This is a genomic window from Streptomyces sp. NPDC091412, from assembly GCF_044756885.1.
Lineage (GTDB): Bacteria > Actinomycetota > Actinomycetes > Streptomycetales > Streptomycetaceae > Streptomyces.
The window spans coordinates 708,173-727,988 of record NZ_JBIVTV010000002.1; the positions used below are offsets into that span (position 1 = coordinate 708,173).

Here is a 19,816-nt window from a genome sequence, read left to right on the forward strand (position 1 = left end):
CGCACGCGGAGCCCGGCCCGGCGCCGGAGGACGCCCATGGGACACGCCCCCGCCGCCTCGCGCGAAGGCCCGGCCCCACCCCGGGCCCAGCGGCCGGCGGCGCGGCGCGCGACTCGCCGACCACCGGCCGGACCGAGACGCGCCGCGCGCCGCCCGGACAGGGCGCGGCGTCGCGCGGTAGGCGCCTCTGGCGCCACCGCTGTCCTGCCGGGCGCTGCGGCTCCGCTGGACCGGGAAGCGGCCAGTGCTGTCGCGGTGGATCGAGTTCGCGGTCCGAGGGCCGTGGGCAGCCCTGCGCGCGGAGTCCCGTCCGGCGCCGGAGGCCGTCCGCCGGGTGTGCTCCTGTCGACCTCGCGTGACCCGCCCACCGCGCCGACACCCGCCGGGCCCGGCGGCGCGCAGCACGCGGACCGCTGACCGGATCAGGGCGCGGTGTCCCACCGGTAGGTCCTCTGGCGCCACCGCTGTCCTGCCGGGGGCTGCGGCTCCGCTGGACCGGGAAGCAGCCGGTGCTGTGCTGTCGCGGCGGGCCGAGTTCGCGGTCCGAGGGCCGTGGGCAGCCCTGCGCACGGAGTCCCGTCCGGCGCCGGAGGCCGTCCGGGCCGACGTGCCGAGGCGCGTCTCGCGGTGGGTGGCCGGTTGGCCCGCGAGCCGGTGATGCGGTCGGCCGCCGGGAGTGCTCGCGTGGAGCGTCGTGGGGTCTGGTCATGGGATTTTCCGTGAGGTTCGGGCGTGTACCCGATAGCCTTTCGGCCACAGCAGTGTTCACAGCAGGCGGTAGCAGATGGACTTCCCGGCGGACTTCTCCGCGGACCTTCCGGCACAGGCGCAATCCCATCCGCACGGCGGATGGCCCGGCAACGAGCTGGAGGAGGTGCTGTCCGCCTCCCTCGGCGTCCCGACCGCCGGTGGCCGGATCGTCGAGGTCCTCGGCCGCAGCCTCGTCTGGGTGCCCCTCCCCAGCGGCGGCGGTCCGCGCAGCGGCCCGCTCGACCTGCCCACGCTGGAGATCGACGGCCAGGCATACGTGCCGGTCTTCAGCTCCGAGGAGCAGTTCCGCCAGGTCGTGGGCCCGCACATGGCGTACACCGTCGCGCCCGCCGTCGACTTCGCGCGCGGACTGCCCCCGCAGGCCGGCATCGCGCTCAACCCGGACGGCGTGGTCGGCGTCCCGCTGCCGCCGGCCGCCGTGGCCGAATTGTGCCGGGTGGGGCGCACCCACCTGGACGGCCCGTCGAGCGGCGGCCGTGTCCGCCTCTTCGAACCGGACTGGCAGGACGACCCGGTGGACTTCCTCGCCGCCGCCAGTGCCGAGTTCGCCGAGACCGGCGTGATCGGCACCGCCCGCCGCTGCCTGGCCGCCGTCGAGACGGACGAACCGGTCATGTTCATAGGCGTCGAACTGTCCCAGTGGGAGGGCGACCCGCAGGCCGGCCCCCTGGAAGCCCTGGGCCGCGCCCTGACCAGGACCCCGGCCAGGTGGCCGGTCAACCTGGTCCTCCTGGACGTGGCCCAGGATCCCGTGGCGGACTGGATGAGGGAGAACGTCCGCCCGTTCTACCAGCACGCCCACTGAGCCCGACCAGGGACGCCGGAGAAGCGCACACGATCCGCAGTCGGCAGCGCACGGCGAGTCCCCGGCCGCCGGACGGCGGCTTAAGCTAGGCCTGCCGTCACTTTCCCGCCTGCCCGCCGGGCGGACGACGGGAAGGTGACGACAGGACCCGGACCCACGGCTCGGTCGAAACGTCGGTTGTATGGAGGGGCGGTACAAGTGAGCGCCAGCGGCACCACGGCCGGACAGGTCGAGCAGACGCTGCGCCAGGTGACGCCCGGGCGTTACGACGCCTACGAGGCGCTGCTGCGCGCGCTGGCGACCCCCTCCTCCGGCCAGGTCTGGATGCTGCTCTGGCACGGCCAGGCGGGTTCCCCCGACGCCCAGTACGGCCACATGGAGGTCGACGGCCACGGCTACGCGCCCTGCGTGACCTCCGCCCAGGAGCTGTCGGCGAGCGGCTGGAACCGTTCGTACGAGGTCGTGGACGGCCTCGACGTGGCCCGCACCCTCTACCCCGACCACTACGGCCTCTGGCTGAACCCGCACGCCCCGGGTGGCGGCGTCGGCATCCCGTGGCTGGACCTGCGCCGTATCGCCACCGGTCTGGACCGGCAGCCCGCGGGACCGCTCCGGCTGTCCGAACCCGCCGTGGAGGCCTCGCAGTTCTACGCCCTGCTCACCCAGAACGCACACCGTACCCCGGCCCTGCGCTCGCTGCGGCGCACCTGGGTGCAGCCCGCGCTCGGGGCGCCGTATCTCGCCATCGGCCTCGACGTGTACGACACCTCGCCACCGGCCGTCGACTCGGTGCGCGTGATGATGCAGCAGTCCATCGGCGCCGTCCCCGACGGGCTGCCGGTGTCGACGGTCGCGATGTCCGACGAGTACGACCCGGTCGCGATGTGGCTGCGCGCCAACTCCCGCCCGTTCTACGACCGGGAGACCCACGCGGCACCCGCCCAGGCCCCGGCGGCCGGCTACGGCTATCCGCCGGTGCGCGGCGGCTACTGATCCGTCCGGTCCGTCCGCCCGCAGGGCTCTCGCACCGGTGACCCTCTGCGCGCGTAGATGGATGCGGATGGTCCGCTTTTGCTGTGGGCCGCCCCAACTGGTCCATGTCCGACCCCCGTTACCCACTGTCCGGATAACGGAACCCCTTAACCCGCATCACGTTTGCGCATCCATTCACCGCCAAGACTGGCAACAGATCACCATGGCGTTGAAGACTCCCGCTCCAAGGGGGCGTTCGCCCCTGTGTACGACGGACTGAACAGCCGCCACAGCGGCAAGCGCGGGCCGGCCACCGCCGGTTGAGAGGGGTCCCTGCCAGATGACGGCACCACTGCACGAGCCGACCGCGGAAGCGGCCCCGAGCGCTGCCGACGAGGCGACGGCCGCCAACGTCGCTGCCAAGGCCGTACAGGGGCGTTCCCTGGGCCGGATCGCCTGGGAGCGCCTCAAGCGGGACAAGCTCGCCCTGACGGGCGGCATCGTCGTGCTCCTCCTCATCCTGGTCGCGCTGCTCGCGCCCGTGATCGCGCACCTGGCCGGTCAGGACCCCGAGCTGCACCACGAGGACCTGATCGACCCGCTCTTCGGCACCCCCAAGGGTTCCCTCGGCGGCATGAGCGGCGACCACCTCCTCGGCGTCGAGCCGGTCAGCGGCCGCGACATCTTCGCCCGCATCGTCTACGGCGCCCAGATCTCGCTGCTCGTGGGCTTCCTGTCCGCCGTCGTCGCCGTCATCCTGGGCACCATCCTCGGCATCCTCGCCGGTTTCTTCGGCGGCTGGGTGGACGCGGCCATCAGCCGGGTCATGGACGGCCTGCTCGCCTTCCCGCAGCTGCTGTTCATCATCGCGCTGGTCTCCGTCATGCCGAACGAGATGCTCGGCCTGACCGGCACGGGTGTGCGCGTCTTCGTGATGATCCTGGTCATCGGTTTCTTCGGCTGGCCCTACATCGGCCGCGTGGTGCGCGGCCAGACGCTGTCGCTGCGCGAACGCGAGTACGTCGAGGCGGCACGCTCGCTCGGCGCCGGCCGCTTCTACATCCTGTTCAAGGAGCTGCTGCCCAACCTCGTGGCGCCGATCATCGTGTACACGACCATGATGATCCCGACCAACATCCTCACCGAGGCCGCGCTCAGCTTCCTCGGCGTGGGCGTCAAGCCGCCGACCGCCTCGTGGGGTCAGATGCTCTCGAACGCGATCGACTACTACGAAGCGGACCCCATGTACATGGTGGTCCCCGGTGTGGCGATCTTCGTCACCGTCCTTGCCTTCAATCTTTTCGGCGACGGCGTGCGCGACGCGCTCGACCCCAAGGGCTCTCGCTGAACTGCCCTACCCCCAGCGACCCGTGCACCCACACGGGGTCTCTCATCTATCCGGAGGATCCGAGAACGTGACTACCCAACGCACCTCAGGGCGGCGCAAGCAGGCCATGGCCGCTGCGGCCGTGGTCGCCGCGCTGCTGACCACGGCGGCGTGCGGCGGCGGCAACGACAGCAACGGCGGTGGTGGCGGCGGTTCGAAGAGCGGCGCGGCCGGCTTCGACGCGGCCAACAACAAGGTTGCCCAGGCCTCCCTGGCCAAGAAGGGCGGCACGCTGAAGTTCGGCGCGGCCCAGGACGCCGACTCGTGGGACACCACGCGCGGCTACTACGGCATGATGTGGAACTTCGCCCGCTACTACAGCCGCCAGCTGGTCACGAACAAGACGGAGCCCGGCGCGGCCGGCGCCGAGCTGACCCCGGACCTCGCGACGGGCCTCGCCAAGGTCAGCGACGGCGGCAAGACCTACACGTACACGCTGCGTGACGGTGTGACGTGGGAGGACGGCAAGCCGATCACCTCCAAGGACGTCAAGTACGGCATCGAGCGCGTGTGGGCGCAGGACGTGCTGTCCGGCGGTCCGACCTACCTGAAGGAGGTCCTGGACCCGGACGGCAAGTACCAGGGCCCCTACAAGGACAAGGACAAGGAACACCTGGGTCTGAAGGCGATCGAGACGCCGGACGACAAGACCGTCGTCTTCCGCCTGCCGAAGGCCAACTCGGACTTCGAGCAGATGCTGTCCCTGATCTCGGCGTCCCCGGTCCGCCAGGACATGGACACCAAGTCCAAGTACGGCCTGCACCCGTTCTCCTCGGGCCCCTACAAGTTCGAGTCGTACAGCCCGGGCAAGGACCTGAAGCTGGTCCGCAACACCGAGTGGAAGCAGGCCTCGGACCCCATCCGCAAGGCGTACCCGGACGAGATCACCATCAAGTTCTTCTCGAACGCCAACGATCTCGACCAGCGCCTGATCGCCGGTGACTACGACCTGGACCTGAACCAGACCGGTATGTCGCCGCAGGGCCGCCAGACCGCCCTGAAGAAGTACAAGGGCAACCTGGACAACCCGGTCTCCGGCTACGTCCGTTACGCGGTCTTCCCGCAGAGCGTGAAGCCGTTCGACAACATCCACTGCCGCAACGCCGTGATCTACGGCGCGGACCACGTGTCGCTCCAGACCGCGCGCGGTGGCCCGGTCGCCGGTGGTGACATCGGCACCAACATGCTGCCCCCGTCGGTGCCGGGCGCCGAGGGCCAGAAGTACGACCCGTTCGAGCTGGCCGGCGCCAACAAGAACGGCAACGTCGAGAAGGCCAAGGAAGAGCTGAAGGCCTGCGGCAAGCCGAACGGCTTCAAGACCACCATCGCCGTCCGCAACAACAAGCCGGTCGAGGTGGCCACGGCCGAGTCGCTCCAGGCGTCGCTGAAGAAGATCGGCGTCGACGTCCAGATCGACCAGTACGACGGCTCGCAGACCGCCGGCATCATCGGCAGCCCCTCGAACGTGAAGAAGAAGGGCTACGGCATCATCATCATGGGCTGGGGCCCGGACTTCCCGTCCGTCCAGGGCTACGGTCTGCCGCTGTGGAACAGCAAGTACATCCTGCAGAGCGGTAACAACAACTACGCCCTGATCAAGGACAAGGCGATCGACGGCCTGTTCGACGACTACGTCAACTCGCTCGACGACGCCAAGAAGGCCGAGATCGCCACGCAGATCAACCACAAGGTCATGGAGGGCGGCTACTACCTGCCCTTCGTCTTCGAGCGGTTCATCAACTGGCGCTCGGACCGGCTGGCGAACGTCTACACGTCGGCCGGCTACAGCGGCCAGTACGACTTCGTCAACCTCGGCCTGAAGTCCTCGAAGTAAACCCGGCACACCCGCCGTACGGCACGAAAGGCAGGTGAAGGCCGGCGCGGCGGGACCGCGGACCCCGGAAAACATCCGGAGGTCCGCGGTCCCGCGGCGGGCCGTAAGCTGTGCTCGCTTACCTCATCAGGCGGTTGTTCGCCGCCGCCGTGATGCTGGTGGTCATCATCCTGGTGGTCTTCAGCATCTTCTTCCTCGTCCCCAAGTGGGCGGGCGTCGACGTGGCCACCAACTTCATAGGCAAGCAGGCCGACCCTGCCGCCATCGAGGCGGTGCGGCAGAAGCTGGGTCTGGCCGAACCGGTCTACGCCCAGGTCTGGGAGTTCTTCAAGGGCATCTTCGTCGGCCGCACCTACGCGGCCGGTGGCGACGTCACCCACTGCGCCGCGCCGTGCTTCGGCTACTCCTTCCGCAGCGAGCAGGCCGTCTGGCCGGTGCTGACCGACCGCTTCCCGGTGACCCTGGGACTGGCGCTCGGTGCCGCCGTGCTGTGGCTTCTCTTCGGTGTCGCCGCGGGTGTGCTCTCCGCGCTCAAGCGGGGCAGCCTGTGGGACCGGGGCGCGATGCTGGTCGCCCTCGGTGGTGTCTCGCTCCCCATCTACTTCACCGGCATGCTCAGCCTGGCGATCTTCGCGTTCGGCCTGAACTGGATCGACGGGGAGTTCGTACCCCTCGGCCACAGTTTCACCGGCTGGCTCGGCGGCATGATCCTGCCCTGGATCACGCTGGCGTTCCTCTACGCGGCGATGTACGCCCGTATCACCCGCGCCACCATGCTGGAGATCCTGGGTGAGGACTACATCCGCACGGCCCGTGCCAAGGGCCTGCAGGAGAAGACCGTCATCGGCAAGCACGCGATGCGCTCGACCATGACGCCCATCCTGACCATGCTCGGCATGGACCTCGGCGCCCTCATCGGCGGCGCGATCCTGACCGAGACGACGTTCAGCCTGCCCGGCCTCGGCCAGGCGGTGCTCAACGCCATCAAGACCCAGGACCTGCCCATCATCCTGGGTGTCGTTCTGATCACCTCTCTCGCGGTGCTCATCGCCAACCTCGTGGTGGACGTCCTGTACGCCGTGATCGACCCCCGAGTGAGGCTCGCATGACCGAACTCAGCAAGAGCGACGCCGCCGTGGGCGAACCCACCGCCGCCTCGCCCGCTTCGACCTCCTTCCTCGAAGTACGCGACCTGAAGGTGCACTTCCCGACCGACGACGGCCTGGTGAAGTCCGTCGACGGGCTCAGCTTCAAGCTGGAGAAGGGCAAGACCCTCGGCATCGTGGGCGAGTCGGGCTCCGGCAAGTCGGTGACCTCGCTGGGCATCATGGGCCTGCACACCGCCGGCCAGTACGGCAAGCGCAAGGCACGCATCTCCGGCGAGATCTGGCTGAACGGCACCGAGCTGCTGTCCGCCGATCCCGACCACGTGCGGAAGATGCGCGGCCGCGAGATGGCGATGATCTTCCAGGACCCGCTGTCCGCGCTGCACCCGTACTACACGATCGGTCAGCAGATCGTGGAGGCATACCGGATCCACAACAACGTCGACAAGAAGACCGCCCGCAAGCGGGCCGTCGAAATGCTCGACCGGGTGGGCATCCCGCAGCCGGACAAGCGTGTGGACAACTACCCGCACGAGTTCTCCGGCGGTATGCGCCAGCGCGCGATGATCGCGATGTCGCTGGTGAACAACCCCGAACTGCTCATCGCGGACGAGCCGACCACCGCCCTGGACGTCACCGTGCAGGCGCAGATCCTCGACCTGATCCGCGATCTGCAGAAGGAGTTCGGCTCCGCGGTCATCATCATCACCCACGACCTGGGCGTCGTCGCCGAACTGGCCGACGACCTCCTGGTGATGTATGGCGGCCGCTGCGTCGAGCGCGGACCGGCCGAGAAGGTGTTCTACGAGCCCCGGCACCCCTACACCTGGGGCCTGCTCGGCTCGATGCCGCGTCTGGACCGCGATCAGCAGGAGCGGCTCATCCCCGTCAAGGGGTCCCCGCCCTCCCTGATCAACGTTCCGTCCGGCTGCGCGTTCAACCCGCGCTGCCCGTACGCCGACGTCCCGAAGGACAACGTCACCCGCACGGTCCGCCCCGAGCTGACCGAGGTCGGCAGCCAGCACTGGGCCGCCTGCCACATGACGCAGGAGCAGCGGGAGCGGATCTGGACCGAAGAGATTGCGCCGAAGCTGTGAGTGAGAACGCAGAGGACAAGGCAGTGAGCATCCCTGCACAGAGCGACGGCGCCGAGGACAGGGCCTCCGGCACGGCCACCCTCACCAAGGACGCCGCCCCGGGCGAGGTCCTGCTCAAAGTGACCGGCCTGCAGAAGCACTTCCCCATCCGGAAGGGCCTGCTCCAGCGCCAGGTCGGAGCGGTGCGCGCGGTCGACGGTATCGACTTCGAGGTCCGCTCCGGCGAGACCCTCGGTGTCGTGGGCGAGTCCGGCTGCGGCAAGTCGACGATGGGCCGGCTGATCACCCGGCTGCTCGAACCGACCGCGGGCAGCATCGAGTTCGAGGGCAAGGACATCACGCACCTCGGGGTGAGCGGCATGCGCCCGCTGCGCCGTGATGTGCAGATGATCTTCCAGGACCCGTACTCGTCGCTGAACCCGCGCCACACCATCGGCACGATCGTCGGCGCTCCCTTCCGGCTCCAGGGCGTCGAGCCCGAGGGCGGGATCAAGAAGGAAGTGCAGCGGCTGCTGTCGGTGGTCGGTCTCAACCCCGAGCACTACAACCGCTATCCGCACGAGTTCTCCGGCGGTCAGCGCCAGCGCATCGGCATCGCCCGGGCGCTCGCGCTCAACCCGAAGCTCGTCGTGGCCGACGAGCCGGTCTCCGCGCTCGACGTGTCGATCCAGGCGCAGGTCGTCAACCTGCTGGACGACCTCCAGCAGGAGCTCGGCCTGACGTACGTGATCATCGCGCACGACCTGTCGGTCGTCCGGCACGTCTCGGACCGGATCGCGGTGATGTACCTCGGCAAGATCGTGGAGCTGGCCGACCGCGAGTCGCTCTACAAGGCGCCGATGCACCCGTACACCAAGGCGCTCATGTCGGCCGTCCCGATCCCGGACCCCAGCCGCAAGAGTGCCAAGAGCGAGCGCATCCTGCTCAAGGGCGACGTGCCCTCGCCGATCGCCCCGCCGAGCGGCTGCCGCTTCCACACCCGGTGCTGGAAGGCGACGGAGATCTGCCGTACGGCCGAGCCGCCGCTCAAGGAGCTGAAGCCCGGTCAGCAGGTGGCCTGCCACCACCCGGAGAACTTCGAGGACCAGGCCCCGCAGGACACCGTGCTGCTCACGGCCGCCAAGGAGGCCGCGGAGCTCGTGGCCGACGAGGTCCTCGCGGAGTCGGCGGCGACGTCGGCGGCGGTGGCCGCGGAGGTCGGCGAGACGGCTGAGCCGTCCGGGTCGGCCGAGTCCTCGGAGTCTGCGGAGTCCTCGGAGTCTGCGGAGACCGCCGAGTCCGCCGCGACCCCCGAGACCGCCGCGACCCCCGAGACCGTGGAGTCCGCCGAGACCTCGGAGTCCGCCGCGACCTCCGAGACCGCCGAGTCCTCGGAGTCCGGCACCGACGGCTCCGGCAGCCAGGAGCCGACCGAGAAGTAGGCGGGGCGGCTCGCTGAAGCCGCGCGTGTGATGGAGCGGGAGAGTGCGGAGCCGGCGGCTCCGGCGGTCGCACTCTCCCGCTCCGTCGTGTTCGGGGGCGAACCGGCCCCGCGTAACAATGTGGCGTGCTTCAGCAACTGTTCAGTCCCTCCGTCCAGCACACGCTCGACGTGGTCGGCATCTTCGTCTTCGCCATCTCCGGCGCGCTGCTGGCCGTCCGCAAGAACTTCGACGTCTTCGGCATCGCCGTCCTCGCCGAGGTCACCGCGCTGGGCGGAGGGCTGTTCCGTGACATCGTCATCGGGGCCGTGCCCCCGGCCGCCTTCACCGACCTCGGGTACTTCCTCACCCCCCTGCTCGCCGCGCTCGTGGTCTTCTTCCTGCACCCGCACATGGAGCGCATCCAGACCGCGGTGTACGTGTTCGACGCGGCCGGCCTCGGCCTGTTCTGCGTGGCCGGCACCACGAAGGCGTACGCCTACGGGCTGAACCTCACCGCGTCGGCGACGCTGGGCATGGCCACCGCCGTGGGCGGCGGTGTGCTGCGGGACGTGCTCGCCAACGAGGTGCCGTCGCTGCTGCGCTGGGACCGCGACCTGTACGCGGTCCCGGCGATCGTCGGCGCCACCATGGTGGTGCTGTGCATCCACTACGACGCGCTGAACCCGTTCACCAGCGGGCTGGCGGTGGTCACCGCTTTTGTCCTGCGGTTGCTCGCGATGCGGTACCACTGGCGAGCTCCGCGGGCCTGGAACCGCCGGTCGACGGTACGGGAGGGGTGAGGGCCGTCCGGAGGCGGTGGGGCGGCCTCTGCCCCATCACCCTGGTCAGCCAGCGGAACGCCGCCGGGACCTGGGGGCGCCACAGCGCCATGCTGTGGCCGCCCGCGCTGCGCGGCACGAAGACCACGTGCACGGTCGTCGGCGGCTTCGCGATCTGCTCCAGGGCGACGCCCGCCTGGTACCCGTCGCCGGTCTGGCCCGAGAGGTAGAGCGCGACGGGCGGCGGCGTGCGGTAGTTCTTCAGCAGGATGTAGGGGTTGTTCGCGCGCCGCAGCCGGAGGTTCTGGTTGGCGAGCGAATTGCGCTCGCCGATCGGGTCGTTGTACCCGGACAGGCTCACCGCGGCCCGGTAGCGGTCGGGGTGGGCGACGGCGAGCTTGGTGGCGCAGTGCGCCCCGGCCGAGTAGCCGGCGGTGGCCCAGCCGTTCGGGCCGGTCGCGGCGCGGAAGTTGTCCGTGACCATCTTCGGTACGTCGATGCTCAGCCAGGTGTCCGCGTTCACGGTGCCCGGGATGTTGGCGCAGCCCGTGTCGATCTTGGCGATCAGGTTCGTGCGCGGCGCCACCAGTATGAACGGCGCGACCTGTCCGCTCCGCATCAGCGGCTCCAGTTGCTGGTGCACCTTCAGAGAGCCGAACCAGGCCTTCGCCGAGCCCGGGTAGCCCGACAGCAGCTCGACCACCGGGAACTTCCTGTTCTTGTAGGCGGGGTCGTCGTACTGCGGCGGCAGCCATACGTAGACCTCCGCGTTCACCCCCGAGACCCGGCCCCTGAGCTGGGTGACCCTGACCCCGCCGGCCGCGTGCATCCCGGGCCCGTCGGCCGGGCCGAACTTCTGCACGACCCTGGGCAGCTTCCGGTAGGCGATGCCCCCGGTGCCGTCGGCGCCCAGGTTGGCGGCCTGCTGCACGTGGTTGCCCGTGCCGAGCAGGTCGGCCCAGTTGTCGTACAGGTTGTTGGCGTTGTTCACCAGGACGAAGACCAGGGTGATCGCCGTGACCTGGGCGAACAGCAGCATCAGTGCCCGGAGGGCGGCACGCAGCGACTTGGGGCCCCCGAGCCGCGTCCACAGGACGAACGGCAGGGCCAGGGCGACCACGGCCAGCACGATGGCGGTGTACAGGAACGGAGTCCCGGTGAGGCTCATGTCCCGATAGAGGGGGAACGGGGCCCCGGGGTTACGGGCAAGTACGGACACTTACCGAGAAATTGCCTGCGTCTCACCCCGCGGAGTGCTCGTCATATGAGCACAACGGACGAAAGCTACCGCTTAGTAGTGCCCTGATGTACCGTTCACACATGTCAGAAGCAGCCACCGCCGCGGTCGCGCGGGCCACGATCGGCGACAGTGAGTTCGACCGGGACACCGCGGTCACCCGGAGCGAGCCCGGCGTCTACGGCATCGACCTCTCCGCCGGCTGGACGATCATCAACGCCGTCAACGGCGGCTATCTGCTGGCCGTCCTCGGCCGCGCGCTCGCGGACGCCCTGCCGCACCCGGACCCGTTCACGATCTCGGCCCACTACCTGACCGCGTCCCGGCCCGGTCCCGCCGTCGTCCGCACGGACGTGGTCCGCGCCGGCCGCACCCTGTCGACCGGCCAGGCCTCCCTCTTCCAGTGCGACGACGACGGCCGCGAGGTGGAGCGCATCCGCGTCCTGGCCTCCTACGGCGACCTCGGCACCCTGCCCGACGACGTGCGCACCTCGGCGAAGCCGCCCGCGATCCCGCCCATGGAGCAGTGCTTCGGCCCCCAGGACGCGGCCGGCGTTCCCACGCCCGTACCGGGCAGCTCGGCCATCACCGACCGCCTGATGCTCAAGCTGGACCCCGCCACCCTCGGCTGGGCGCTCGGCTCGCCCTCCGGGAGCGGGGAGATGCGCGCCTGGTTCGGTCTCGCCGACGGCCGGGACCACGACCCGCTGTCCCTGCTGCTCGCGGTGGACGCGCTGCCCCCGACCGCGTTCGAGCTGGGCATCAAGGGCTGGGTGCCGACCGTCGAGCTGACGGTGCACGTCCGCTGCCGTCCGGTGCCGGGCCCGCTGCGCGTGTCCATCACCACCCGCAACCTGGCCGGCGGCTTCCTGGAGGAGGACGCCGAGGTCTGGGACGGCGCCGACCGGCTGGTGGCGCAGTCCCGCCAGCTCGCACGGGTCAGGCTGGACTGAGGGAGCGCCGCACCGGCGACGGGCCGGACCGTCAGTCCAGCCAGTGCCGGCGGCCGATGCTGATCAGACGCAGCTGCCGGGTCGCGACCCGGGTGACGCGCTCGCGCTCCTCCTCGGGGGCGTCGAGCGCCTCCAGGAACAGCGAACCGGTGATCAGCATCTGATCGACGTACAGATGGGCGAGCATCAGCAGGTCGTCCTCACTCCACCCCGCGGACTGGGGGTCCTTGGCCAGTTCGTCCCTCACCTCGCGGGCGAACCTGACCAGTTGCTCGCCGACGACCTCCCGCACCCGCTGCACCCCGCCGTGGCGCTCCCGGGCGATGAAGCGGACGTGGGCAGGGAACGCCTCGACATGACGCGCGATCAATTCGACCGCGCGCGTGATGCGCTGCTCGCTGTCGTCCGCCTGGGACACCGTCGACCGGATCATCGGGTGCAGGCTGCTCAGCGCCTCCTCGACCAGGGCCACGCCGAGATCCGCGGTGGAGTGGAAGTGGCGGTAGAAGGCGGTCGGGGCGACACCGGCGGCGCGTGTGACCTCGCGCAGGCCGAGGCTGCTCAGGCTCTGCTCCTCCAGCAGCCCCAACGCCGCGTCCATCAGGGCCTGCCGGGTCTTCTGCTTCTGGGCCTGCCGGACGCCGGGAATGTGACTCATGCCATTCAGTCAACAAGTGTTCTCCGGATTGTCAAAGCCGGAGGGGCGCTAGACTGGGTAGTCAGTGAACAAGTGTAACCACAAGCGTTCACCGACAAGGGGGATCCGATCTCATGCTGTTCCTCGTCGCCGCACTGCTGCTGCTCGGCGTGGTCCTGGGCACGGTGGCTCACGCGCCGCTCGACTTCACGGTCGCCGCGGCCGTGGTGATCGCCGTCTGGCTCGGCGTCTTCGCGCTCCGCGAGCGTCACGGCCGCAGGCGCGGCACGTCCCGCTGACGCCTCACCCGCCCGCCCCGTTCCCACGACCGTCTGGAGCAGATCCGCCATGCAACTCACCGCACCGGCCACACGCCGCACCGGAACGCAGGACGCCGACGGCATGGCCGTCGCGTCCTTCGTCCTCGGCCTGCTCGGCCTGCTCGTCCTCAACCTGTTCCTCGGCCCCGCCGCCATCGTCCTGGCCGGCGTCGCCCTGTGGCGCGGCACCGGCCGCCGCGGCCGCGCCTGGCTCGGCCTGACCCTGGGCATCGCCGACCTCGTGGTCCTGCTGGCCTTCGTGCAGGCGGACAACACACTGTCCTGGAGCTTGTGACACCTGGCCCATCCTGATCTCCGGCCCGGCTGCGGGCGCCCGTAGAATCGGCCTCACCATGGCTTACCTCGACCACGCCGCGACCACCCCGATGCTCCCGGAGGCGGCAGAGGCGCTGACCGCGGCACTGGGTGTCACCGGCAACGCCTCCTCCCTCCACGCGTCCGGGCGCGCGGCCCGCCGCAGGGTCGAGGAGGCCCGCGAAACCCTCGCCGAGGCCCTCGGCGCCCGTCCCAGCGAGGTCGTCTTCACCTCCGGTGGCACCGAGGCGGACAACCTCGCCGTCAAGGGCCTGTACTGGTCCCGCCGCGCCGCCGACCCGGCCCGCACCCGCATCCTCTCCAGTCCCGTCGAGCACCATGCCGTCCTCGACGCCGTGCACTGGCTCGGCGAGCACGAGGGCGCCACCGTCGAGTACCTTCCGGTCGACTCCTACGGCCGCGTCCACCCCGAGGCGCTGCGCGAGGCCGTCGCCCGCAACCCCGACGACGTGGCCCTGGCCACCGTCATGTGGGCCAACAACGAGATCGGCACGCTGCTGCCGGTGCGCGAACTGGCCGCCGTGGCCGCCGAGTTCGGTGTCCCGCTGCATGCCGACGCGGTGCAGGCCCTCGGGCAGGTCCCGGTCGACTTCGCCGCCTCCGGACTGGCCGCGATGACGGTCTCCGGCCACAAGATCGGCGGCCCGTACGGCGTCGGCGCGCTCATCCTGGGCCGCGAGTACACCCCCGTGCCCGTCCTGCACGGTGGCGGCCAGGAACGGCACGTCCGCTCCGGCACCCTCGACGCGCCCGCGATCGCCTCCTTCGCCGTGGCAGGCCGGCTCGCCGCCGAGCGGCGCGAGTGGTTCGCCCGCGAGATCGGCGCGCTGCGCGACGAGTTGATCACCGCCGTGCGGTCGGCCGTCCCGGACGCGATCCTCGGCGGCGACCCGGCACCGGAGGGCCGCCTCCCGGCCAACGCCCATTTCACCTTCCCCGGCTGCGAGGGCGACTCCCTGCTGCTCCTGCTGGACGCCCAGGGCATCGAGTGCTCGACCGGCTCCGCCTGCACCGCGGGCGTCGCCCAGCCCAGCCACGTACTGCTCGCCACCGGCACCGACCCGGACCTGGCCCGCGGCACCCTCCGTTTCTCCCTCGGCCACACCTCCACCCAGTCCGACATCGACGCGGTCGCGAAGGCGATCGGCCCGGCGGTGGAAAGGGCCCGCGCGGCCGGCCTGACGTAGGACTGCGGGGCGGGGCGGGTTGGGCCGAGCGGGCCCGCGTTCTCGATCCGCGCCGCGGGTGGGCCCAGCGCTCCAGACCCGTGTGGCGGGCGGCCCGGCGATTCGCGTCCGCGCGGGCCGGGCCCGCGGTTCGGGCTGGTGCGGTGAGGCGAGCCTCGGCGCTTCAGGCCCGCGCGGTGGGGCGAAGGCGGTGAGGCGAACCCCAGCCCTTCAGGTCCGTGCGGCGGGACGGCCCCGGCGCTCCGGCTGGTGCGGTGAGGCGAGCCTCGGCGCTTCAGGCCCGCGCGGTGGGGCGAAGGCGGTGAGGCGAACCCCAGCCCTTCAGGTCCGTGCGGCGGGACGGCCTCCGGCGGTTCAGGCCGGCGCGGTGGGGTGGGCCTCCGTGGTTCGGGCCCGGGAGGTCCGGGCTGCGCGGACCAGGCGTATGTAGCGGTCCCAGTCCCAGTGGGGGCCCGGGTCCGTGTGGTCGGCGCCCGGTACCTCCACGTGGCCGATGATGTGCTCCCGGTCGACGGATATGCCGTAGCGGCCGCAGATCCCGGCCGTCAGCCGCGCCGAGGCGGCGTACATCGCGTCGGTGAAGGACGAGGCGTCGTCGACGAAGCCCTCGTGCTCGATGCCGACGCTCCGCTCGTTGTACGCCCGGTTGCCCGCGTGGAAGGCCACGTCCAGCTCGCGGATCATCTGCGTGACATTCCCGTCCGCGCCGACGATGTAGTGCGCGGCGGCCCCGTGCCCCGGATCCTGGAAGACCCTCACGGCGCTCGCGTAGCTGCCCTGCGTGACGTGGATGACGACCCGGTCTATCCGGTAGTCGTCCGGGCGGTCCGCCGGCCGGTAGTTCGCCCGGGAGGCCGCCACCCACCGCGCGCCCACGAAGTCGACCGCGCCCGCCACCCGCGGCTTCTGCGCGCCGGGCAGCCGCCACCACAGCCGGGCCAGCCCACTGCGCTCCAGCGCGGCCCCGCCCACCACGACCGCGGCGCCGCCGATCAGCAGGGCCCGTCGCCCCAGCCGCCGCCCCCGCGCGTCCGTGGCGTCCGCCGCGTTCGTCTTCTTCGCCCCCATGCGATCTTCAACGCACGTCAGGCGGCCCCGGTTCCCGCGCCCCGTACCCTGGAAGGGCTATGACTGACACCCCGCAGCGCTCCCGTCCCCTCCGCGTCCTCGCCGCCATGTCGGGCGGGGTCGACTCCGCCGTCGCCGCCGCACGCGCCGCGGAAGCCGGCCACGACGTCACCGGCGTCCACCTCGCGCTCTCCGCGAACCCGCAGTCCTTCCGGACGGGCGCGCGGGGCTGCTGCACCATCGAGGACTCGCGCGACGCCCGCCGCGCCGCGGACGTCATCGGCATCCCCTTCTACGTGTGGGACCTCGCCGAGCGCTTCCGCGAGGACGTCGTGGAGGACTTCGTCGCCGAGTACGAGGCCGGCCGCACCCCGAACCCGTGCCTGCGCTGCAACGAGAAGATCAAGTTCGCCGCGCTGCTGGACAAGGCGCTCGCCCTCGGCTTCGACGCGGTCTGCACCGGCCACTACGCCAAGGTGATCGTGAACGAGGACGGCACCCGCGAGCTGCACCGCGCCTCCGACATGGCCAAGGACCAGTCGTACGTCCTCGGCGTCCTCGACGACAAGCAGCTCGCACACGCCATGTTCCCGCTCGGGGACACGCTCACGACCAAGGACGAGATCCGCGCGGAGGCCGAGCGCCGGGGCCTGGCTGTCGCCAAGAAGCCCGACTCGCACGACATCTGCTTCATCGCCGACGGCGACACCCAGGGCTTCCTGGCCCGCCGCCTGGGCAAGGCCGAGGGCGACATCGTCGACGAGTCGGGAGCGGTCGTCGGCAGCCACGAGGGCGCGTACGGCTTCACCATCGGCCAGCGCAAGGGCCTGCGCATCGGCACCCCGGCATCCGACGGCAAGCCGCGCTACGTCCTGGACATCTCCCCGGTGACCAACACGGTGACGGTCGGCCCGGCCTCCGCCCTGGACGTCACCGGCCTCACCGCGATCAAGCCCCGCTGGTGCGGCACGGCCCCGTCCGGCCCCGGCACCTACACCGCCCAACTGCGCGCCCACGGCGGCGAGACCGAGGTCACCGCCGAACTCGTCGGCGACGAACTCCGGGTCACCTTCACCGAGCCGGTCCGCGGCGTGGCCCCCGGCCAGGCGGTCGTGCTGTACGACGGGACGCGCGTGGTGGGCTCGGCGACCATCGCCGCGACGGTCCGGGCGAAGGAGCCGACCACGGCGGTCTGACGCACGGACCGCCGGCGGCGCCGGTCACAGCACTACGACCGGTGTTCCGCCGTCTCCTTGATGCCGGTCAGGGTGGCGTCCATGCCCTTGCCGAGTTCGTCGAGGCGGTAGGCGATGATCGCCTCCTCCTGGTCGGGGGCGCGGTCGATGTACGCGCTCAGGCCGGAGCGGCCGGGCCCGACCGTGACGGACTGGCGCAGCACGGTGCCCCCCTCCGGCGCCGGGGAGAGCGCGAAGGACCAGGTGGCCATCCGGTCCGCCGGGTCCTCGGAGGCCTTGCCGTACCGTCCGTCCGGGTCCAGCACGCACCAGGTGAGGGAGCGCTCCGGGGCGGCCTCCGTGATGTGGGCGAGGGTCCGCCACTCGCCCACGAGCGGATTCCGGTTGTGCCCGAAGTAACAGGCGCCCGGCGCCGGCCCGTCGGCACCGCCCTGCCACTCCACGCGCACCAGCTCCGGGCTCCACCCGGCCATGGCCTCGACGTCGGTGACGACTTCCCAGACCCGCGAGGGTTCCGCCGCGATGTGCACCTCGCGGTGTGTGCTGGGCTGGTCGGCGTAGCGCATGGCTGCTCCCCGTGCGGGCGCGGTCGTTCGCCGCTCCCGCGCAGGGAGTCTAGGGTCGCCAACTCTTCTTGAAATACGTTGGGTTGGTCACACGGGTGTCAGTTCGGACACCAGCCGGGCAGCCGTCGGCGCCGGAACGCCGTGCCGCTTGGCGGCGCGCAGCACGGCACCGCCGATCGCGTCGAGTTCCAGGGCGCGGCCCGCCTCGGCGTCACGCTGCATCGAGGACTTCATCCCGGCCGGAAACGCGTCGTACATCGCCAGCGTCCGGTCCGCGTCGAGCGGCGCCCCGGCCGCGCGGCCGACGGCGGTGATCTCGTCGACGAGGGCGACCAGTTCTTCGCGGTGGCCGGTGCGGACCGTGCCGATGGGGGCGTCGTAGCGGGTGGTGAGGAGGGCGAAGGGGGCGAGGAAGGCCAGCTTCGCCCAGAGGACGGCGGTCTCGGACTCGGCCACGCGGGTCCGCACCCCGGCGGACTCCAGCACGGCGGCCAGGTCACCGAGCGGGCGCGCGGTCGTCCCGGCCAGATCGATCTCGGTGAACGGGCTTCCGTGCTCGACGACACCGGGCGCGACGCGGGTCGACTCGACGCGGATGACGCCCGCGGCCACCCGGTCGTCGCCGTAGCGGCGGCGCAGGGTCCCGGGGTGCTCGACGCCGTTGAGGAGCGGCAGGACGAGGCCGTCCGTGCCGAGCATGGCCGGCGGGACTCGGTCCAGCGCGGCGTCCAGGCTGGTGTGCTTGACGGTCACCACGCACAGGTCGACCGGTTCCCGCAGCTCGGTGTCCGCCTCGACCTTGGCGGTGAAGTCCCCGAACTGGCCGCTGTGCACCCGTACCCCGCCCTCGCTCAGGGACCGTGCCGTCGCGTCCCCGGCCAGGCAGATCACCCGGTGACCCGCCCGGGACAGCAGCGCGGCGAGCAGCCCGCCGACACCGCCGGGGCCGAGCACGGCCACGGTCCAGGGGTGGGGGGCATCCGGAGTGGAAGCGGCTTCGGTGATGTCGGGAGTGGTGCTGGGCATGGCGGGGATGTCCCTTCCGGTCGCGGGGCGGCACCCGTCGGGCGGGTCGCCGTCTCGGTGGTCGCCAACAAGGACGGGGCTCGGCGCATTTCCGGCCCCGGCCCACCGCGCCGCCGGCGGGGACCGCGCCGGGACCGTGAGCCGGCCGGGCCGCGCGGACACGGAGGCCGGCCGCGACCGGGGACACGGCCGTCCTGGCCGGCGCCCGGCTGTCCGGCTGTCCGGTACGAGAACACCGCGCGGCCGTGACGGCTCGGGAGGCCGGCGGGCGTGCGGACCTGTGGCAACGGCCTGTTCGGTTCGGGAGGTGTGCTGTTCAGGACGCGAAGAACTCCGCCAGCACCGGTGCCAGTGCCTCCGGTTCCACCGCGTGGGTCTGGCCCTCCAGGGCCCGGTACGTGCCCCGGGGCGCGGCCTGCGCGACCGCCCTGGCCGCCTCACGCAGCCAGGCCGGGCTCGCGCTGCCCGCCACGGACAGGACCGGCACGGTCACCGAGGCCAGCAGGTCGCGGGGGACCAGCCCGTTCCCCATCACCGCGTCGTCGTGGGCGAGTGTGGGCGCGATCGCCTCCATGCCCGCCCACATGGGGGACTGGCGGGCGCTGGCGATCATCTGCGGGGCCAGCCCGGTCAGGAGGAGGAACAGCTCCACCGCGTCCCCGCGCCGGCCCTCGGCGAGCGCCGCGGACAGCTTGCCGGTGTATTCTGCGCGCTCCCGCTCGCCGCCCTCGTGCACGGCGAACGGCGGCTCGTAGACGGCGACCTGACGGACCGGCAATCCGCTCGCCGTCGCCCTGAGGGCCAGCGCGCCGCCGGAGGAGACGCCGTACAGCGCCGCCTCGCCGCCCACCGCGTCGATCAGCGCGGCCAGGTCCTCGACCTCGCGCTCCACCGCGTAGGGCGCCGTGTCCCCGCTCGCGCCGCGGCCCCGGCGGTCGTAGACGACGGCGTCGAAGCGGTCCGGCAACGCCGCCGCCAGTGGCGCGAGCGTGGCACCCGTCGACATCGCACCGCTGACGAGGACGACCACCGGGCCCTGTCCGGTACCGCGGTAGGCGAGGGGCGTGCCGTCACGCGAGACGGTCTTCTTGTCCATGCCGGTCATGCCAGTGAAGACTGCCACGCCGCGGCGGCCT

General features: G+C 71.4%; 19 protein-coding genes. 13 read left to right on the forward strand and 6 right to left on the reverse strand.

Features of this window, described 5'->3' with window-relative positions; translation table 11 throughout:
• Positions 1-784: 784 nt before the first annotated feature.
• The 8 genes from ACIQMV_RS07305 to ACIQMV_RS07340 all read left to right on the forward strand — a co-directional run bounded on the left by ACIQMV_RS07305 (position 785) and on the right by ACIQMV_RS07340 (position 10,175).
• Positions 785-1,576 (forward strand): enhanced serine sensitivity protein SseB, encoded by a 792-nt coding sequence (locus tag ACIQMV_RS07305; RefSeq protein ID WP_141358162.1) that lies wholly within the window; start codon positions 785-787, stop codon positions 1,574-1,576.
• A gap of 198 nt (positions 1,577-1,774) precedes the next feature.
• The gene (locus ACIQMV_RS07310; RefSeq protein WP_225079560.1) at positions 1,775-2,569 is read left to right on the forward strand and encodes an enhanced serine sensitivity protein SseB C-terminal domain-containing protein; all 795 of its coding nucleotides are present in this window, start codon (positions 1,775-1,777) and stop codon (positions 2,567-2,569) included.
• Positions 2,570-2,888: 319 nt separating this feature from the next.
• Positions 2,889-3,896 carry an ABC transporter permease gene (locus tag ACIQMV_RS07315; RefSeq protein ID WP_141358158.1) on the forward strand — a complete coding sequence of 336 codons (1,008 nt, stop codon included), beginning with the start codon at positions 2,889-2,891 and terminating at the stop codon, positions 3,894-3,896.
• 67 nt (positions 3,897-3,963) lie between these two features.
• Entirely contained in the window at positions 3,964-5,769 is a 1,806-nt protein-coding gene (locus ACIQMV_RS07320; protein ID WP_401773434.1) for an ABC transporter substrate-binding protein, read from the forward strand.
• Between the two features lie 110 nt (positions 5,770-5,879).
• On the forward strand, positions 5,880-6,878 hold the full coding sequence (locus ACIQMV_RS07325; protein ID WP_141358154.1) for an ABC transporter permease: 999 nt from the start codon (positions 5,880-5,882) through the stop codon (positions 6,876-6,878).
• A complete protein-coding gene (locus ACIQMV_RS07330) occupies positions 6,875-7,972 on the forward strand; it encodes an ABC transporter ATP-binding protein (RefSeq protein ID WP_141358152.1) in 1,098 nt (365 codons plus the stop codon). Before ACIQMV_RS07325 ends, ACIQMV_RS07330 begins: the two co-directional genes overlap by 4 nt.
• Before the next feature lie 23 nt (positions 7,973-7,995).
• Entirely contained in the window at positions 7,996-9,393 is a 1,398-nt protein-coding gene (locus ACIQMV_RS07335; protein WP_402591807.1) for an ABC transporter ATP-binding protein, read from the forward strand.
• Between the two features lie 125 nt (positions 9,394-9,518).
• Entirely contained in the window at positions 9,519-10,175 is a 657-nt protein-coding gene (locus ACIQMV_RS07340; protein WP_402591809.1) for a trimeric intracellular cation channel family protein, read from the forward strand.
• Here the strand turns inward: ACIQMV_RS07340 and ACIQMV_RS07345 are convergent.
• Positions 10,084-11,322 carry an alpha/beta hydrolase gene (locus tag ACIQMV_RS07345; RefSeq protein ID WP_402591811.1) on the reverse strand — a complete coding sequence of 413 codons (1,239 nt, stop codon included), beginning with the start codon at positions 11,320-11,322 and terminating at the stop codon, positions 10,084-10,086. The two genes, ACIQMV_RS07340 and ACIQMV_RS07345, sit on opposite strands and share 92 nt — an antisense overlap.
• A 152-nt stretch (positions 11,323-11,474) precedes the next feature.
• Here ACIQMV_RS07345 and ACIQMV_RS07350 point away from each other — a divergent pair, with 152 nt between their 5' ends.
• The gene (locus ACIQMV_RS07350) at positions 11,475-12,344 is read left to right on the forward strand and encodes a thioesterase family protein (RefSeq protein ID WP_402591813.1); all 870 of its coding nucleotides are present in this window, start codon (positions 11,475-11,477) and stop codon (positions 12,342-12,344) included.
• Between the two features lie 31 nt (positions 12,345-12,375).
• Here the strand turns inward: ACIQMV_RS07350 and ACIQMV_RS07355 are convergent, their stop codons facing one another.
• The gene (locus tag ACIQMV_RS07355; protein ID WP_402591815.1) at positions 12,376-13,002 is read right to left on the reverse strand and encodes a TetR family transcriptional regulator; all 627 of its coding nucleotides are present in this window, start codon (positions 13,000-13,002) and stop codon (positions 12,376-12,378) included.
• Between the two features lie 113 nt (positions 13,003-13,115).
• Here ACIQMV_RS07355 and ACIQMV_RS07360 point away from each other — a divergent pair, with 113 nt between their 5' ends.
• The 3 genes from ACIQMV_RS07360 to ACIQMV_RS07370 are packed head-to-tail and all read left to right on the forward strand — an operon-like array spanning position 13,116 to position 14,824.
• Positions 13,116-13,280, forward strand: a complete 165-nt coding sequence (locus ACIQMV_RS07360; protein ID WP_361423655.1) for a hypothetical protein — start codon at positions 13,116-13,118, stop codon at positions 13,278-13,280.
• Positions 13,281-13,329: 49 nt separating this feature from the next.
• On the forward strand, positions 13,330-13,596 hold the full coding sequence (locus tag ACIQMV_RS07365; RefSeq protein ID WP_401773445.1) for a DUF4190 domain-containing protein: 267 nt from the start codon (positions 13,330-13,332) through the stop codon (positions 13,594-13,596).
• Between the two features lie 58 nt (positions 13,597-13,654).
• On the forward strand, positions 13,655-14,824 hold the full coding sequence (locus tag ACIQMV_RS07370) for a cysteine desulfurase family protein (RefSeq protein WP_401773447.1): 1,170 nt from the start codon (positions 13,655-13,657) through the stop codon (positions 14,822-14,824).
• A gap of 354 nt (positions 14,825-15,178) precedes the next feature.
• On the opposite strand, the gene ACIQMV_RS07375 is transcribed toward ACIQMV_RS07370, so the two are convergent.
• Positions 15,179-15,892, reverse strand: coding sequence for an N-acetylmuramoyl-L-alanine amidase (locus tag ACIQMV_RS07375; protein ID WP_402591818.1), 714 nt, complete (start codon positions 15,890-15,892; stop codon positions 15,179-15,181).
• A 59-nt stretch (positions 15,893-15,951) separates the two neighbouring features.
• Between ACIQMV_RS07375 and mnmA the strand changes: the two genes are divergently transcribed.
• Positions 15,952-17,088 (forward strand): tRNA 2-thiouridine(34) synthase MnmA, encoded by a 1,137-nt coding sequence (gene mnmA / locus ACIQMV_RS07380; RefSeq protein WP_402591819.1) that lies wholly within the window; start codon positions 15,952-15,954, stop codon positions 17,086-17,088.
• A 32-nt stretch (positions 17,089-17,120) separates the two neighbouring features.
• Here mnmA and ACIQMV_RS07385 read toward each other — a convergent pair whose 3' ends face one another.
• The 3 genes from ACIQMV_RS07385 to ACIQMV_RS07395 all read right to left on the reverse strand — a co-directional run bounded on the left by ACIQMV_RS07385 (position 17,121) and on the right by ACIQMV_RS07395 (position 19,776).
• Positions 17,121-17,654 (reverse strand): SRPBCC family protein, encoded by a 534-nt coding sequence (locus tag ACIQMV_RS07385; RefSeq protein WP_141358131.1) that lies wholly within the window; start codon positions 17,652-17,654, stop codon positions 17,121-17,123.
• Between the two features lie 87 nt (positions 17,655-17,741).
• Positions 17,742-18,680 (reverse strand): ketopantoate reductase family protein, encoded by a 939-nt coding sequence (locus ACIQMV_RS07390; RefSeq protein ID WP_402591822.1) that lies wholly within the window; start codon positions 18,678-18,680, stop codon positions 17,742-17,744.
• 316 nt (positions 18,681-18,996) lie between these two features.
• Positions 18,997-19,776: an alpha/beta fold hydrolase gene (locus ACIQMV_RS07395; RefSeq protein WP_402591932.1), complete on the reverse strand. Its 780-nt coding sequence runs from the start codon at positions 19,774-19,776 to the stop codon at positions 18,997-18,999.
• Positions 19,777-19,816 lie beyond the last annotated feature (40 nt).

What these genes read in the sequence shown, in the direction of transcription:
- ACIQMV_RS07305 (WP_141358162.1), top strand. Translation starts at nt 785, where the DNA reads ATGGACTTCCCGGCGGACTTCTCCGCGGACCTTCCGGCACAGGCGCAA.
- ACIQMV_RS07315 (WP_141358158.1), top strand. Translation starts at nt 2,889, where the DNA reads ATGACGGCACCACTGCACGAGCCGACCGCGGAAGCGGCCCCGAGCGCT.
- ACIQMV_RS07330 (WP_141358152.1), top strand. Translation starts at nt 6,875, where the DNA reads ATGACCGAACTCAGCAAGAGCGACGCCGCCGTGGGCGAACCCACCGCC.
- ACIQMV_RS07345 (WP_402591811.1), bottom strand. Translation starts at nt 11,322, where the DNA reads ATGAGCCTCACCGGGACTCCGTTCCTGTACACCGCCATCGTGCTGGCC.
- ACIQMV_RS07350 (WP_402591813.1), top strand. Translation starts at nt 11,475, where the DNA reads ATGTCAGAAGCAGCCACCGCCGCGGTCGCGCGGGCCACGATCGGCGAC.
- ACIQMV_RS07355 (WP_402591815.1), bottom strand. Translation starts at nt 13,002, where the DNA reads ATGAGTCACATTCCCGGCGTCCGGCAGGCCCAGAAGCAGAAGACCCGG.
- ACIQMV_RS07360 (WP_361423655.1), top strand. Translation starts at nt 13,116, where the DNA reads ATGCTGTTCCTCGTCGCCGCACTGCTGCTGCTCGGCGTGGTCCTGGGC.
- ACIQMV_RS07365 (WP_401773445.1), top strand. Translation starts at nt 13,330, where the DNA reads ATGCAACTCACCGCACCGGCCACACGCCGCACCGGAACGCAGGACGCC.
- ACIQMV_RS07370 (WP_401773447.1), top strand. Translation starts at nt 13,655, where the DNA reads ATGGCTTACCTCGACCACGCCGCGACCACCCCGATGCTCCCGGAGGCG.
- ACIQMV_RS07375 (WP_402591818.1), bottom strand. Translation starts at nt 15,892, where the DNA reads ATGGGGGCGAAGAAGACGAACGCGGCGGACGCCACGGACGCGCGGGGG.
- mnmA (WP_402591819.1), top strand. Translation starts at nt 15,952, where the DNA reads ATGACTGACACCCCGCAGCGCTCCCGTCCCCTCCGCGTCCTCGCCGCC.
- ACIQMV_RS07385 (WP_141358131.1), bottom strand. Translation starts at nt 17,654, where the DNA reads ATGCGCTACGCCGACCAGCCCAGCACACACCGCGAGGTGCACATCGCG.
- ACIQMV_RS07390 (WP_402591822.1), bottom strand. Translation starts at nt 18,680, where the DNA reads ATGCCCAGCACCACTCCCGACATCACCGAAGCCGCTTCCACTCCGGAT.
- ACIQMV_RS07395 (WP_402591932.1), bottom strand. Translation starts at nt 19,776, where the DNA reads ATGGACAAGAAGACCGTCTCGCGTGACGGCACGCCCCTCGCCTACCGC.